Annotated in this window: 11 protein-coding genes and 1 tRNA gene; 7 read left to right on the top strand and 5 right to left on the bottom strand. The window is 56.6% G+C overall.

The window, feature by feature from the left end; genetic code table 11:
- Positions 1-8: 8 nt before the first annotated feature.
- From lapD to FHC51_RS21105, 6 genes are all read left to right on the top strand, one after another.
- On the top strand, positions 9-1,955 hold the full coding sequence (lapD, locus tag FHC51_RS21130) for a cyclic di-GMP receptor LapD (protein WP_220436532.1): 1,947 nt from the start codon (positions 9-11) through the stop codon (positions 1,953-1,955).
- 68 nt (positions 1,956-2,023) lie between these two features.
- On the top strand, positions 2,024-2,323 hold the full coding sequence (locus FHC51_RS21125) for a tryptophan synthase subunit beta (protein WP_236560462.1): 300 nt from the start codon (positions 2,024-2,026) through the stop codon (positions 2,321-2,323).
- Positions 2,324-2,598: 275 nt separating this feature from the next.
- Positions 2,599-6,549, top strand: a complete 3,951-nt coding sequence (locus FHC51_RS21120) for a retention module-containing protein (protein ID WP_220436531.1) — start codon at positions 2,599-2,601, stop codon at positions 6,547-6,549.
- A 168-nt stretch (positions 6,550-6,717) separates the two neighbouring features.
- Positions 6,718-8,067 (top strand): TolC family outer membrane protein, encoded by a 1,350-nt coding sequence (locus FHC51_RS21115; protein WP_220436530.1) that lies wholly within the window; start codon positions 6,718-6,720, stop codon positions 8,065-8,067.
- Between the two features lie 138 nt (positions 8,068-8,205).
- Positions 8,206-10,356, top strand: a complete 2,151-nt coding sequence (locus FHC51_RS21110; RefSeq protein WP_255585111.1) for a type I secretion system permease/ATPase — start codon at positions 8,206-8,208, stop codon at positions 10,354-10,356.
- A complete protein-coding gene (locus tag FHC51_RS21105; protein WP_103825187.1) occupies positions 10,343-11,707 on the top strand; it encodes an HlyD family type I secretion periplasmic adaptor subunit in 1,365 nt (454 codons plus the stop codon). The genes FHC51_RS21110 and FHC51_RS21105 overlap by 14 nt, the downstream gene beginning before the upstream one ends.
- A 45-nt stretch (positions 11,708-11,752) precedes the next feature.
- Here the strand turns inward: FHC51_RS21105 and FHC51_RS21100 are convergent, their stop codons facing one another.
- A complete protein-coding gene (locus FHC51_RS21100; RefSeq protein ID WP_103825186.1) occupies positions 11,753-12,292 on the bottom strand; it encodes a DUF2058 domain-containing protein in 540 nt (179 codons plus the stop codon).
- An 89-nt stretch (positions 12,293-12,381) separates the two neighbouring features.
- Positions 12,382-12,921 carry an isochorismatase family protein gene (locus FHC51_RS21095; RefSeq protein ID WP_220436528.1) on the bottom strand — a complete coding sequence of 180 codons (540 nt, stop codon included), beginning with the start codon at positions 12,919-12,921 and terminating at the stop codon, positions 12,382-12,384.
- A 220-nt stretch (positions 12,922-13,141) separates the two neighbouring features.
- Here FHC51_RS21095 and FHC51_RS21090 point away from each other — a divergent pair, with 220 nt between their 5' ends.
- Entirely contained in the window at positions 13,142-15,034 is a 1,893-nt protein-coding gene (locus FHC51_RS21090; RefSeq protein WP_220436527.1) for a flagellin, read from the top strand.
- A 40-nt stretch (positions 15,035-15,074) separates the two neighbouring features.
- Here the strand turns inward: FHC51_RS21090 and FHC51_RS21085 are convergent, their stop codons facing one another.
- The 3 genes from FHC51_RS21085 to FHC51_RS21075 form a co-directional block, all read right to left on the bottom strand.
- Positions 15,075-15,296: a hypothetical protein gene (locus tag FHC51_RS21085; protein WP_103180578.1), complete on the bottom strand. Its 222-nt coding sequence runs from the start codon at positions 15,294-15,296 to the stop codon at positions 15,075-15,077.
- A 163-nt stretch (positions 15,297-15,459) separates the two neighbouring features.
- Positions 15,460-15,531: transfer RNA gene (locus FHC51_RS21080), tRNA-Arg, on the bottom strand.
- Between the two features lie 75 nt (positions 15,532-15,606).
- Complete coding sequence (locus FHC51_RS21075; RefSeq protein ID WP_220436526.1) at positions 15,607-16,548, bottom strand: formate/nitrite transporter family protein; 942 nt, start codon at positions 16,546-16,548, stop codon at positions 15,607-15,609.
- Between the last annotated feature and the right edge of the window lie 200 nt (positions 16,549-16,748).

Here is a 16,748-nt window from a genome sequence, read left to right as displayed (position 1 = left end):
ATAGGGCCATGTCTCTTTATAAACAGCTACTGATTGGCATCTGTTTATTTACGCTCGTCATTTTCTGCGGTAACTTTTTCGTTACCCTGGAAAGCTCACGGGAGCAGTACCGCAATCAGCTTAGCGCCCACGCGCAGGACGCGGCGACGGCACTGGGCGTGTCGCTGACCACCCATATCGACGATCCGACCATGACCGAACTGATGGTGAACTCCATCTTCGACAGCGGCTATTTCTATCGCATTCGTGTGGTCGACATTAAAACCAATAAACCGATTATCGAGCGCAGCGACGTGCCGCAGAGCACCCGTGTACCGCAGTGGTTTGTGCGGCTGGTGAACCTCGGCCCCGGCGAAGGGGATGCCATTGTGATGCGGGGCTGGACGCAGGTCGCCCGGGTTGAAGTGGTCAGCCATCCGATGTTCGCCCTGGCCCGCCTGTGGAACAGTATCGTCGCCAGCTTTTTGTGGCTGATCGGCTGCAGCCTGCTGTTTGTGCTGGCGGCTACCCTGATGTTGAGCCGCATTCTGCGTCCGCTTAACTATATTGCCGGGCAGGCGATGGCCATCTGCCGCCGCGAGTTTCTCAACATACAGGCGCTGCCGAAAACGCCTGAGCTGCGCCGGGTGGTGGACGCCACCAACTTGATGGTGACGCAGCTCAAGGTGTTATTCAGCGAGCAGGCCCGGCGTACCGAAGCGCTGCGTCAGGAGGCCTATCACGACAGCCTGACCGGTCTGAGCAACCGCCGGGCGTTTGATATGCAGCTCCAGTCACGCCTGAGTGATGAAGAGAACGCCGCTGGCCATATGATGCTGCTGCGGGTGCAGGATCTGATGGGGCTTAACCAGCGTCTGGGCGGGGCGAAATCCGATCAATTGCTGGTGGCCGTGGCGGATATCCTGAGCGGTCTGCAGCGCAACTATTTCCACAACGAGGGTTTTTTAGCCCGCGTACGCGGCGGGGAGTTTGCCATTATCGCCCCGCAGATCCTGGGCCAGGACCTTGATAATCTGCGCAACACCCTCAGCACCCAGCTGAAGGCGCTGTCTGAGATGGGCATGAGCGACGTAACGCCGGTGGCGCATTTTGCCATGGTGCCCTTTAACCCAGGCGATACGCCCCAGGCAGTACTGGCCCAGGCGGACCAGGCGCTGGCGAGAGCCGAAACCGAAATGCGCATCTTTGCAACGCCCGATACCGCATCGGCCACCGAGAGCGAAGACGATCATCACAGCTGGTACACCCGTCTGGACGCGGTGCTGACGAGCGGCGCCTTCGCGCTCTTCTCGCAGCCGGTCTACGCCTGCAACAACGCGCGTGAGGTGCTGCATCATAAGATCCTCGCGCGGATTAAAACCCCGGAGGGCGAGCTGGTGCCTGCGGGGCGCTTTATGCCGTGGATCCACCGGCTCAATCTCAGCCGCCGCATGGACATTGTGATGCTCCAGCAGACCCTAAGTGAACTGGCAAAATCACCGCGTCCGCTGGCGCTGAGCATCAGCGGGGCCAGCGTCGCGGATGACCAGAGCCTGAATGCTCTGCTGCAGCCGCTGAAAAGCGCGCCGCAGCTGGCAACCTGGCTGACGTTTGAGCTGGATGAGAATGAGCTGCCCGATGTCGAGCGGGTGAATGTTCTGGTCAGCCGCCTGAAGGCGTTGGGGTGTCGTCTGGGGATCCAGCACTTTGGCGGACGCTTCCACCTTATCGGCAATTTGCCGCAATGGGGGCTGGCCTGGATTAAGGTTGATGGCAGTTATATTCGCGATATAGACAGCGAGGACGATAAAAAACTGTTTATTGAGGCTATTTACTGGGCCGCCCGTCAGATAAATCTTCCTTTAATTGCCGAGCGAGTGGAAACTGCAGGTGAACTGGCGATCCTCGAAAAAATGGGGCTGTATGGCGCAATGGGGCGCTATTTTGCTGATGCCAGTACGCTGGGTGGAAATTAACCTCACAGGTTATACAGAGGCTGAATATGTATTACGTAGAACGCGATAGGGAAAGACGAATAATTCGGGTGGAATTGACACCTTTTTCCGCAATGACAGAACAGCACGATCTCTGTACGCCCGAGATTGACGAGTGGTTGCGCCAGCGTGATATCCGCGAAGCCACGCTGTACCAGCTGCGGCAAAGCGACCTTGAGATGGTGCGTGTGCTTGAGGATCTGATCGAAGTTCTGATGAGTAAAGGGGTTATCACCATTACTGACCTGCCGCCTGCCGCACAGGCCAAACTCACCAGCCGTGCGCAGGCGCGTCGCTCGCTGAGTGGTCTGGAAGGGTTAATCGCGGATGAGGACGAGGGGCTTATTTAGCCTCTTTTGCGTACCGGGATTAATCAACAGTTAATAGGGGGATATTTCCCTGGCTCCCTATTTTGATAGTACAGATCTTTTTAGTTTCCTGTTTATTCATGGCATCTATTAATATAGCGCCCTGATCCGTATCTGCATCAATAAATCTGGTGCATAAAGGCGTATTGTAGTCATAGTTGCACAGCATATTACTAATACAGATTAAATACTCTTTTAGCATTCTAAGCCTGAGAAATGGATGAATTGGGCAAGAAAAAGATTGAGGGAGACAATATATGAGCGGCGTATCCGGGATTGTCAAAGCAGTAATCGGGCAGGTATTTGCCGTCAGCCCTGACGGCAGTAAGCGTTTGCTCACCGAAGGCGACCGCGTTCTCGAAGGAGAACACGTCCAGACGGGAGCGGCTGGCGCAATTACCTTATCTTTGCCGGATGGCAAACAACTGGATCTGGGGCGTGACAGTCAGTGGGACAGCTCAGGGCACTTAGTGGCAGAGGCCACGGCGACCCAGCAGCAGGACGTGGCAGCCATCCAGCAGGCTATTGCCGACGGGCAGGACCCGACGCAAACCCTGGAAGCGACAGCAGCTGGTCCGCAATCCGGTAATTCTGGCGGCGAGCCAGGCGGCAGCGGCGGCGGGTCACATACCCACGTCGTGCTCGATCTTACCGGCGAAATTGTTGATCCCACTGCGGGTTACCCAACGATCGGCCTGGATTTCCCCGATGATGAGCCCCCGGAAGAATTAACGCTGCTCGATATTGATGATTCAGATGCGGATGCGGACGCTGATGCCGACGCGGATGCAGATGCAGATGCGGATTCCGATTCTGATGCCGACGCAGATGCGGACGCTGATTCCGATGCTGATGCGGATTCTGATGCCGACGCAGATGCCGATGCTGATGCCGATTCCGATGCGGATTCTGACGCTGATGCGGATGCCGATGCGGATGCGGATTCTGATGCGGATGCGGATGCGGATGCCGATGCCGATGCAGATGCTGATGCGGATTCTGATGCCGACGCCGACGCCGACGCCGACGCAGATGCGGACTCTGATGCCGACGCGGATGCCGATGCCGATGCCGATGCGGACGCCGACGCTGATGCGGATGCCGATGCCGATGCCGATGCCGATGCCGATGCCGATGCGGATGCCGATGCCGATGCGGATGCCGATGCGGATTCTGACTCCGACGCGGACGCCGATGCTGATGCGGATGCGGATGCAGACGCAGACGCCGATGCGGATTCTGATGCCGATGCTGATGCAGATGCTGATGCCGATTCTGATTCTGATGCAGACGCAGACGCAGACGCAGACGCAGACGCCGATGCGGATTCTGATGCCGACGCCGACGCCGACGCCGACGCCGACGCCGATGCGGATGCCGATTCCGATGCGGATGCCGATTCTGATTCCGACGCGGATGCGGACGCCGATGCTGATGCGGATGCGGATGCGGATGCGGATGCCGATGCGGACGCCGACGCCGACGCCGACGCCGACGCCGACGCCGACGCCGACGCAGACGCAGACGCAGACGCCGATGCAGATTCTGATGCCGATGCCGATGCGGACGCAGATGCTGATGCTGATGCGGATGCCGATGCGGATGCCGACGCCGACGCCGACGCGGATGCGGACGCTGATTCCGATGCCGATGCAGATGCGGATTCTGATGCCGACGCGGATGCAGATGCCGATGCCGATGCCGACGCTGATGCCGATGCGGATGCGGATGCGGATTCTGATGCCGATGCGGATTCCGATGCAGATGCGGATGCAGACGCTGATGCCGATGCGGATTCTGACGCTGATGCGGATGCGGATGCGGATTCTGACGCCGATGCTGATGCGGATTCTGACGCTGATGCGGATGCTGATGCGGATGCGGATGCGGATGCTGATGCTGATGCGGATGCTGATGCCGATGCGGATGCCGACGCCGATGCGGATGCTGATGCAGACGCCGATGCTGACGCGGATTCTGATTCCGATGCGGATTCTGACTCCGACGCGGACGCCGATGCTGATGCGGATGCAGATGCAGATGCAGATGCAGATGCAGATGCCGATGCAGACGCCGATGCAGACGCCGATGCGGATTCTGACGCTGACGCCGACGCCGACGCCGATGCCGATGCCGACGCGGATGCTGATGCTGATGCTGATGCTGATGCCGATGCGGACGCCGATGCGGATGCCGATGCCGATGCGGACGCTGATGCGGACGCCGATGCGGATGCGGATGCCGACGCCGACGCAGATGCTGATGCTGATGCTGACGCTGATTCGGATGCAGATGCCGACGCGGATGCCGATGCCGATGCGGATGCCGATGCGGATGCCGATGCGGATGCCGATGCGGATGCCGATGCGGATGCCGATGCGGACGCCGATGCGGATGCTGATGCCGACGCTGATGCTGATGCCGACGCCGACGCCGACGCCGATGCGGATGCGGATGCGGATTCTGACGCTGATGCCGATGCCGATGCCGATGCCGACGCGGATGCGGACGCCGATGCTGATGCGGATGCAGACGCCGATGCGGATTCCGATGCTGATGCCGATGCCGATGCCGATGCCGATTCCGATGCGGATGCGGATGCGGATGCGGATGCGGATGCGGATTCCGATGCCGATGCCGATGCCGATGCAGATGCCGATGCCGATGCCGATGCAGATGCAGATGCAGACGCGGATGCCGATGCAGATGCCGATGCCGACGCCGACGCCGACTCTGATTCCGACACCGACGTCAAACTGACCGTTACCGTCACTCCAGGCAGTAAGACGACCGAGACGACAGATGACCAGATCATCCACGTTAATGGCGGCAGCGGCGATCCTAACGGTTACGACATCCAGAACGGCGTGATTGTGGCGATCGGCAGCAACGTACATGTCTGGCTGACCCCGGATAGCCCGGACGGCAAGATTCAGGGCGACTTTGTGCCGAAGGCCGACAGCCCGGATCAGATCCACTACTACAACAGCCAGGGTAATGCCAACGCCAATGATGGCGACAAAACCCACACCGATATCTTTGTGGTCGGGGACCATACCGGGGGCTATTACCAGCAGGGTGACTGGCCGCAGGATCGCTATGAGTTCAGGCCGCTCAACGGTATCACCGGCAACCAGGACTTACCTCAGAGCAGCGAGGGCAAGGACTATATCTTTGTTCAGGGGAATGAGGCTGACTACACCGTTACCGGTGTCGACCATCCACAGAATGGTAAAAACAACGATATAGATAACCTGCATGTGGTTGATAACGAGACCGGGAAGTCACCGTTCCAGAATGCCAACGGCATCGAAGGCGTTGTTTTTGGTGACGGACCCTCCTCCACGCACGGCGGCAATACCACCGTCAGCTATACGGTGACGCTGAATCTGGATGTCAATCTCGAAAGCTCAGACAGCAGCGATCACCTTAACAGCATCACCCTGAGCGGTATCCCGGAAAACGCGACCTTTACCGGCAACTATGCGAGCGTCAGTTACAACGCCGAAGAGAAGAGCTACACCCTGACCTTTGACAACGACACCTCGCACTTCAACGGCCAGGTGAGCGTTGAGCTGCCGGACGGTCAGAGCGATTTCGGGGAGATCGGGCTGAAAGTGGACTCTACTGCCTTCGATCAACACGAAACCGACTTCACCGTTGACGGGAAAGAGGGCGGAACGTTTGTCAGCGAAAGCCACGGTGGAGAAGAGCACGCCGATCATAACGTCGACGATCACCCACTGATGGCTGACCACAGCGTTGAGGAGAATCATGTTGAAAGCGACAGTGAAGAGAATCACAAGCAGACGGGCAGCCTGACGGCTGATGAGCATGACGCCGACCACACTCTGGAGAACGGGGATCACGCCGTATCGTTAATCGATGACGACAACCTGATGCTCAATACCAGCAGTGTGGATAACAACGGCACGCCAACGGTCGATAATGCGCAGAGCGAGAGCCTCACGCTCCAGAGTACGGATCAGGAGGAGCAGCTGAACTTTAGCGATCTCATTCATGATGAAGAGCATAACGATCTCAGCACGCTGATCCAGGCGGGGCCGCAGAGCGACACGGCGGAGGGCCCGGCGGAGGTCGAGCATGTTCCGGCTGAAGGCGGTGAGATCGCCGGAACGGAGGGGTATGACGCAGGTAACGACACGATGCTCGACAGTCTGATCGCCAAACCGGAAGAGCACGCCTGACTGGCGCCGCGCAGGCCTGGTCTGGCACTGCGCGGCAAACATTATTCAGGACAGACGAGGGATCCCGTCTGTCCGCAAAATCGCAGGGTACATTTTTCCCCCTCTCTCTGATGGGGTTTCTCTGGTGAATATTGACCAATAATCAAGGGATGTGAAGGAAAAAATAAGATGAAACAGTATAGTCAGTTCGTTATAGGGGCTACCCTGGCGCTGAGCGCCACATATAGCCAGGCCACGACCCTGGAACAGGCCGTGAAAGAGAGCCTGTTATGGCATCCGGAAGTTAACGCCTCGGTAAACAGCCGCTATTCCGCCGATCAGGATCTCCGCGCCGCCAAAGGCGGCTATCTCCCGACCCTGGATCTCACCGCCGGTACCGGCTGGGAGCAAACCGATAACGCCAGCACGCGCGGGGCAGGCGATCATCTGCGTGATTTGCACCGCAGCGAGTCCGCCATCAATCTGCGCCAGAACGTCTTCAACGGTTTTGCCACCACCAGCGAAGTGGGCCGTCAGAAAGCGACGGTCAACTCCCGCGCCTGGACGGTAATGAATACCAGTGAATCCACCGCCCTGCAGGCGATCCAGAGCTATCTCGATGTGCTGATGCGCCAGAGGATGGTGGCGCTGGCAGAAGATAACCTGAAGAATCACGAGCGCGTGTTCGATCAGATCCGCCTGCGTACCGAGCAGGGGGTGGGGCGTCAGGCAGACTTTGAGCAGGCTCAGGCTCGTCTGGCCCAGGCGCGCAACAACCTGCTGACCGAGCAAACTAACCTCGAAGACGCTCGCGCCAACTACCAGAGTATCACCGGCAAAGAGCCTGACACTCTCGTCATGCCGGCCAAAATCGCGGTACCCGCCTCGCTGGAGGCCGCACGGACCGTCATGCTGGCAAACAATCCGCTGCTGAAACAGGCCGATGCCGATGTGGAAGCGACCCGCCAGCAGTACGAGGCGGCAAAATCGCGCTTTTATCCGGATGTGAATGTCGAAGTCGGGCGCACCATGGATAACAACATCGATGGGACCCGCGGCCACAGTCAGGAGTGGCAGGCGATGCTGCGCATGCGTTACAACCTCTATAACGGCGGCAGCGACCAGGCGACGCTCACCTCTTACGCCTACAAAATGAAAGAGGCGCAGGATGTGAAAAATAACGCCCAGCGTCAGCTGAACGAAGAGCTGCGTCTGGCCTGGAATGCCCTGAAAAACGCCGGGCAGCAGGTGCCGATTGCCAAAGAGTACGCCGATCGCAGCGTGCAGGTGCGTAGCGCCTACCAGGAGCAGTTCAGCCTTGGCGACCGGACCTTGCTCGATATGCTGGACAGCGAAAACGAGGTGTTCAGCGCCCAGCGCCGCTATGTCGAGCTGCAGTTTGTCGACATGTTTACCACCTACCGCATCAGCGCCCGTACCGGCGAACTGCTAAAGAGCCTGAATATTCAGCCGCCGACGGCAGCGGAGCCGCTCGGGCAAGCGAAATCTTCCCAGGCAGAACTGCCTGAATTAAAGTAAGACGCCCTGAAAGGCTGACGGGGTTGTTGCTGGCAGAGATAACGGCAACAACCCTCTCTTTTTTTATCTGCGGTTCCCGTCCGCAGAACACTGAGGCAGAGAATGACGCCTGATATTGACTCCTCTGATCGCATCGAGATGGCCCCGCAGGCGCAGGGCAGGCAGGATCCGCGGCAAAGCCATGACGATCCCCTGCTGGATGCGCTGATGATCGTCTGTAAATTGCATAACATTGTCACCAGCCGCAACGTCCTGACCGCGGGGTTGCCGCTGGCAGCCCACACTCTGACGACAGAGACCTTTCCCCGCGCCGCCGGACGGGCCGGGCTCAAGGCGCGAGTCGTTCAGCGTGGGCTTGAAAACATCACCGCTCTCTCTCTGCCTGCCATTCTCCTGCTGAAGAACAATCAGGCCGCGGTGCTGATTGGCTGGGATGCGCAGCAGCGCGCCCGGCTGCTGCCCAGTGAAACGGAGGGCGGTGAGATCACCGTGTCGCCAGAGACGCTGGCGGAGAATTACAGCGGCCGGGTGATTTTTATCTCTCCGGAGCATGAGTTTGATGCCCAGCCGACGGCCACTCTGCCGCGTACCAAAGCCTGGTTCCAGGATACGCTCAAACTGTCGAAATCCCTCTACCTGGATGCGGTGGTCGCCAGTTTCCTCGTCAACCTGGTGGCACTCAGCGCCCCGCTGTTTGTGATGAACGTTTATGACCGGGTGGTGCCTAATCAGGCCACCGCCACGCTGTGGGTGCTGGCGATTGGCATCAGCATTGCCTTTGTGTTCGACTTTGTGCTGAAGATCCTGCGGGGAATTTGCCTCGATCTGGCGGGCAAAAAAACTGATCTCGTGGTCTCCTCGGCGCTGTTCGAGCGGCTGCTGGGGATGAAGATGAAGCTCCGCCCGCAGCGGGTGGGCAGCTTTGCGCAGAATTTCCAGGAGTTCCAGTCGATTCGTGATTTTCTGTCGTCGTTGACCCTGACCGCCTTTATCGATCTGCCCTTTACCCTGCTGATCCTGCTGGTCATTGGCATCATCGGCGGCCCGCTGGTGTTTATCCCGCTGCTCGCTTATCCGCTGGCGCTGCTGGTGAACTGGTTGATCCAGCGCCCGCTGATGTCGCGGGTCAGGAAAACCTATCAGCTCTCTAACGAACGCCAGGCGATGCTGGTGGAGACACTCACCGGGCTGGATGCCATCAAAATCAACAACGCCCAGAGCGAGCGTCAGTATCAGTGGGAACACCTCACCGGTCAGCTAAGCAAGCTGGAACTGCGGGTGAAGTCGCTCTCCTATGTGGCGGTGAACTTTACTGCCTGGCTGCAGCAGTTCAGCGGCGTGGCCCTGATCGTGGCCGGGGTCTACATCATTATCGGCGGTAACCTGAGCATGGGCGGACTGATTGCCTGCTATCTGTTGCACCGTCGCGCCATGATGCCCATCGGCCAGCTGTGCAGCCTGATCACCCGCTACCAGCGCGCGCGCATGACCAAGGCCACCATCGACCGGATGATGGATCTTGAGCAGGAGGTGCAGGACGACGAAGTGCCGCTGAAGCGGGAAACCCTCTCCGGCGCTATTGAGCTGCGCGATGTGACCTTTATCTATCCCGGCAATCAGTATGCCTCGCTCAGCAACGTCTCGCTGACGATCCAGCCCGGGGAGAAGGTGGGGATTATCGGCCGCAGTGGGTCCGGGAAAAGCTCGCTGGCGAAACTGCTGGTCGGCTTTTACCAGCCGGACAGCGGAAATGTGCTGATCGACGGCATTGATGCCCGTCAGATCGATGTTCACGACTTGCGGCACAATATCGGCTACGCGCCACAGGATATTCACCTGTTCAGCGGCACCCTGCGGGAGAACCTGGTGTATGGCGCCAGCTACGTTGATGACGAAACCATGCTGCGGGTGGCCACCCTGACCGGGGTGCACGAGTTTGCGCGTCGTCACCCCTCCGGTTACAACATGCAGGTGGGTGAGCGGGGAATGAGTCTTTCCGGCGGCCAGCGACAGGCTGTCGCCCTGGCGCGGGCGCTACTGCTCGACCCGCCGGTGCTGTTAATGGACGAACCCACCAGTTCGATGGATAACACCAGCGAAGATCTGATCAAAAAGGCGCTTGCGCCAGTGATTGCCAACAAAACGCTGCTGATGGTTACCCACCGTGCCTCGCTGCTGACGCTGGTGGATCGTCTGATTATTGTCGACAACGGCAAAATCATTGCCGATGGCCCGAAAGAGAGCGTCATGAGTGCGCTGAAGAAGGGACAAATTCATGCGAATCGTTGAGATGCTTAGCCGCCTGATGAGCTGGCTGTCAGGAGATAAACAGCCCGCGCCGTTTACCACCAACGAGGTCAACAAAGCGTTGCTGGATGATGCCCCCCGGGTGGTACGCGTCACGCTGTGGGCTATCTTCGCCTTTTTTATCGCCATGATCCTCTGGGCATCGCTGGCCAGCATTGATGAAGTCACACGCGGGGAAGGGCGGGCGATCCCCTCGTCCCGTCTGCAGAAAGTGCAGAACCTCGAAGGGGGGATCGTCGCCGAAGTCTTTGTGCATGAAGGCGAGGTGGTGAAGGCCGGCGCGCCGCTGCTGCGTCTGGATGATACTCAGTTTCGTTCCAACGCTGGGGAGAGCGAGGCCGATCGGCTGGCGCTGCAGGCGCGCATCCAGCGTCTGACCGCGCAGCTGAACGATGCCACAACCCTGACCCTGGCGCCGGAAATTGTGAAGCAGGCGCCGGAGATCGCCAGCGGTGAGATGGAGCTTTTCGCCAGCGTGAACAAACGCATTCAGAGCGAACTGGCGGGGCTTAATGAACAGCTGGTGCAGAAGAAACAGGAACTGCTCGACTTCCAGGGCAAGGCCAGCCAGTACCGTCGTAGCCTGGGGCTGCAACAGCAGGAAGTCGCCATGTCTGAACCGCTGGTGGCGAAAGGGGCGATCTCCAAAGTCGAAGTGCTCCGCCTGCGTCGTGGCGTGGTAGAGACCCAGGGACAGCTCGACTCCGTGACACTCGCCATTCCTCGGGCGGAAGCGGCCATCAAGGAGATTGAGAGCAAAGTCAGTGAAACGCGCGGGCGTTATCGCAGCGAAGCGCTGGGGCAGCTCAACGAGGCGCGAACCGATCTCAGCAAGATAGAGGCGTCGGGCAAGGCGATTTCCGACCGGGTGAACCGTACCCTGGTCACCTCGCCGGTGCGCGGCGTGGTGCAGCAGCTGATGGTCAACACCATCGGCGGGGTGATCCAGCCGGGCAAAGACCTGGTGGAGATTGTGCCGCTGGACGACAAGCTGCTGGTGGAGGCCAAAATCCGTCCGCAGGACATTGCGTTTTTACGTCCGGGCCAGGAAGCAACGGTGAAGTTCACCGCCTACGACTACACCATCTATGGCGGCCTGAAAGGGACGCTGGAGCAGATCAGCCCTGACACGGTAACCGACAAAGATGGGAAGAGTTTTTACGTGATTCGCCTGCGCACCGATAAAAACCATCTCGGCACGGATGAAAAGCCGCTGTTAATTATTCCGGGGATGGTAGCGTCGGTGGATATTATTACCGGTAAGAAAACGGTGATGGCCTATCTGCTGAAACCGATTCTGCGCGCCAGAGCGGAGGCGTTTCACGAGCGCTAATAAGTATGGAGAAAGGCCACCTCGCCGGGAGGTGGCCTTTAAGTGTTACCACATCAAATCGTCAGGCACGACAAAATCAGCGTACGGATCGTCCTCATCCTTCGCTTCCTGCGTCAGTTCACCGCTGAAGACGATATAGCTCGCATCACGCTGGATAATTTTATTCGCCACAACAGCAGGGATGATGGCGTATTCGCTCTCGCGACCCGCTTCAGCAACCAGACGCGCAATCGCCAGACGGCCATTGATCAGCTGTTTTTGCGTAGTCTTATCCACAGTGATTTTTTTAATCAGATTGCCGTCGGTGAAGTTAAAGCCGATATCGCCTTTGGCAATGACGATGCGGTTCATCTCAATCAACTGCTTGATCTGCGCCTTATACTCTTTTGCCAGCGTCGCCTGCTTTTGCTGTTCGCTAAGCTCTTTGTCGCGCTCAATTTGCGCCTGCTTATTCACTTCTACCGCTTCCCGGGCCTCACGCGCCTGGACGCGGGACTTTTTAGCGGTGCGCTGCACTTTTTCCAGCTTTTTACTGCTGACTAAGCCAGCTTTCAGCATCTGCTCTTGTAGTGTGAGTTTGGTCATCGTCGTTTCTGAAATCTGTCAAATGATTGGCAGATTATACCCTGGAGCGTGAGGGGCGTGCCAGGCGATGGTCGCCCACGGCACACTATTCAGGACAGCTGTAGTGCCGTGGCGTCTGTCACCTGGGCAAAATCGGCCGCAAGTAGCGCAAGGGTAACATCATGAATGACTTTTGCGCTGAGCTGAGATTGTCTCAGTTCAAAACTGAGCACCGCATCTTTTACTACCGTCATCGTTAACCCAAGGTCGGCACCCATTCTGACGGTGGAGTTAACGCAAAATCCGGCCACCGCGCCAATAACAACAACCTCTGAAATCTGCGCGTCCTGAAGATAAGGCATTAATTCCGTTGAGCTGAACGCGGAGGAGGTGTGTTTGATAAAGACCGGTTCGTTCGCTAATTCTTTGAAGGCATCCATGGGTAAGCTGGATGGCGAGCGGGGATGGAAAAGCGAGCCCTGTTCAGGCGTCTGATGGCGAACATGGATGACGGGACGGCCCGATTTTCTGAATTTTTCAATTACAGAGGTCATGTTTTCAATGCTGTTATGCGGAAAGTAATCCACGCCCTGTTGAATTCTTTCCGTGACAAAATTCTGCATATCGATGATGAGTAGTGCTTTTGACATGTAATCCTCCTTAAACCGTGCCGCTGGCAGGGTTATTATCGGCTTTTGGGCGTGTTTGTAACGCTGGAACGCATTAACATATTCGCAATTATGCGCCACGCCCCCTACCAAATTTGGTTAAGGCTCAAATAAATCATCAACTAATCCACTGTATGACCGATAACAGCTTCAGAGAAACCTGTATCGGTATATCGAAATGCTGAGCCTAAAAACTAACCTGATGGCGTTAACGCTGCGGGGTCAATCTGCAAAAAACACCTCTGCCCTGGAGCAGTCTATCCGCAATTTGTCTTCCGGCATGCGTATCAATAGCGCGAAGGACAATGCGGCCAACCAGGCGATTGCTAACCGCATGACCAGCCAGCAGAATGGGCTGCAACAGGCGCAACGCAATACTGGCGATGGCTTGTCGATGATTCAGACGGCCGAAGGCGCAATGGATGAAATTAACAATCGTTTGCAGCGTATTCGCGAGCTTACAGTCAAAGGGCTCAGTGAATCCAATACCCTGGTGGATGCCGATACCATTCAGGCCGAAATTAACTTAAACCTTAAAGAGATCGACCGCCTGAACGGCTCTGTCGACTTTAACGGCATCAATCTGTTGAATGGCAGTGCGGGTACCGTCGGTTTTCAGGTCGGCACCCGAGATAATGAAAAAATCTCCCTCGATTTATCGAAAAATTTCAGCGTAGAGAGTATCGGCCTGAAGGATTTTGTTATTCGTGGCATCAGCGGTAAGGTTTCAGATATCAATCAGGTTTCTGGAAATGCCAGTAATATCGACCTGAACAGCGGTAATGTCAGCGTAACCTGGTATCCGACGGGCTCATACAACTCGCCGCAACTGGTGCGAAACGCCACTGATGGCCGGTATTACATTCAGGACACGGGAGCCGACGGCAAGCCAGCTTATTATCAGGCCACCACGGCCGCAAGCTGGGATACCGCCAGCGGAACCGGAACTGTAAATATCAGTGCCACCAATGGAACGCCTCTCTACAGCAGCGTCACCCAGCTAAGTAGCCGGACCATTACTTCGGTGAGCTATATCGACACCAACGGGGGAATGTTAAGCAATAGTCCCGCGCCGTCATTAAGAGAATCAAACGGCCAGTATTATATTGAGCAGGATGATTTCTATTATCCTGCCACCCTGACGTATGGTTCATCGGGTGCCGTCACCGCACAAATGACCAGCGCCACGGCAAAACTGGATACGGATTTCGCTACGCTTCCGGCTGTCGTGACGACTACACCCAATATTGATGCCACGACCGCAGCATTGAGCTTCAGGGATGCGAGTAATAATCCGCTTTCCGGCTCCAGTTCCCGACTCCTGAAGTCGGGCAGCCAGTACATTATGGAAGTGGACGATGGCAATGGTAATTTTAACTATTACACTGCCTCAGTAACGACCACGACTGACGGTACGAACAGTTCGCTTGTGGTGACGGCGAATAACGCCACCAGTCTGAATAATTTCTCTGATGTGAATCAGGTCAGCGGGTCGTCACGGGTCACGATGGATCCTGCGAAGGTCAACGTACGTTATACCGATGCCAAAGGTAATATCTCCAACGATGTGCTGCGTCTGAACGCGGACGGTAATTACTACATGGATGTGGTGAACGGCACTGAGACAAAAAAAGCCACTCTGGTTTTGACTGATGAGAATCCTGCCCGCTTCCTGCTAAAAACGCTGAATGGTCTGGGGGATCTCCAGATCTACTACCAGGCGTCTTTTAGTGCCTCTACGGATGCGGCGACCAACTATACGACCCTGAATATCACTGAAGTCGGCGATGAGATCCGCCTGAAAAATCCTGAGAACCCTCTGGCCGCGCTCGATAATGCTATTAAACAGGTTGATGAAAGACGCAGCACGCTGGGCGCTGTGGCGAACCGGTTGGAGTCCACGCAAAATCTCCAGGCGACAATGTCTGTTGCGGTCAATGCGTCCCGCTCGCGGATTGAAGATGCGGACTATGCCGCGGAAGTGTCCAGTATGGCCCGGGCACAGATGCTCCAGGAAACGTTCGCCTCGTTAATGACCAAAGCCAACCAGACGTCACAGGTAGTGTTGTCACTGCTGAATGATTCGATGAAATAACATCCGGTGAGAGCCCCGAGCTTTCGGGGCTCCGTAACGCTTAGCGAATGACGTTACCGCGCTGTACGCAATGCCCATCGTTGCAGTTAACGGCATCTACCCTGGCGGCACGGTGATTTCTTGCCTGCGCGGTAACCGTTGCAGCCGCTACCGGGTGGGCGGAATTTGCGACCACGGCTGCGCGTTCTACAGGGTGAAACACAACCCCAGCAAAGGCTGAGCATGGGGCGATTAAAGCCAGCGCGATCAGGATCTTCTTCATCAACTTTCTCCGTTCAATTTTGTATTACCTGGTGAGCCAGGGATACGTTCTGATGGCGGGAGAGTACATTACAGCAACCGGTTAAGTTGTGTTTATGGGTGCTATTGAACAGAAAGTAACTTACGAAGTTGCGGGAAAAAAAGTAAATCTGACGGCAGGAAAGTGTCCCCTGCAGGAATCGAACCTGCAACTAGCCCTTAGGAGGGGCTCGTTATATCCATTTAACTAAGGGGACAAAGCGGCACGAGTATAACGTCATTTATACAATGCGTTAAGCGCGTGACCGCCTGACTGCTTAAAGTGTCGCCACTCACACCGCTTTTTTGCGTTCTTCCTCTTTTTCCTGCTGGGCTTGCTCTTTCGCTTTTAGTTCAGCTTTACGCTTATTCGACATATCGTTGCGGATCTGCGCATGGCTGAGCAGGGCAAAAATAAAGGTACCGCCGCAGATGTTACCGGCAAGGGTAGGGAGCGCGAAGGGCCAGAAAAACTCGGTCCAGTGAATGGTGCCGTTAAACACCAGGTACAGGATCTCTACCGTCCCCACCACGATGTGGGTGGTATCTGCCAGGGCGATAAGCCAGGTCATCAAAATAATAACCACGATTTTCGCTGAACCGGCAGCCGGGAACATCCAGACCATGGTGGCGACGATCCAGCCGGAGATTATCGCGTTGGCGAACATCTCTGAGGGGCTGTTTTCCATCACCCCCATCCCGATTTTCACAAAGGCGTCGCGGGTGGGCTCATCAAATATCGGCATAAACTCGAACGCCCAGGCGGCGACACCGGTGCCGATAATATTGCCGAGCAGTACCACGCTCCACAGGCGCATCAGTAGGCCGAAATTACCCCAGGTTGGGCTTTGCATCACCGGCAGTACGGCGGTGACGGTATTCTCGGTAAAAAGCTGCTGGCGCGCCATAATCACGATAATAAAGCCAAAGGTGTATCCGAGGTTTTCGATGATTATGCCGCCGGGTACCCCTTCAAGCTCGACATGAAAAATCCCTTTCGCCAGCAGGGAGGCGCCCATCGATAATCCGGCGGCAATGGCCGACCAGAACAGCGCCATGGCGTCGCGCTCCAGCTCCTTTTCACCATCCTGGCGAATATGTTCGTGGATTGCCATTGCGCGTGAGGGCAGGCGATCCTCGTCAACCTCAATCTTCTTTCCCCGGCGATTCTCCTCGCTTTCAACTTCCAGCTCTTCGGTATGGCTATCAATTTTTTCTTCTTTTAGCTCGTCCATCGCAATGCTCCATAGGTTGCAGATACCTTTAAGCGTAGCGCTTTTTCTCCCGCCGCCCGTGGGGAAGCTCTTAAATTCCTGTAATGGCAATAAAGGCGATACATCGCCAGCAAAGGCCGTATAAAATTGCCAGCCAAACGAAAACCTAAAGCCAGGCTATTCTGAGATCATACCAGAGAGTGTTTATTGCCCCGATTTGT

It is taken from the genome of Leclercia sp. EC_58 (assembly GCF_019584355.1).
Lineage (GTDB): Bacteria > Pseudomonadota > Gammaproteobacteria > Enterobacterales > Enterobacteriaceae > Enterobacter.
This window is presented reverse-complemented; position numbering and strand designations above follow the sequence as displayed.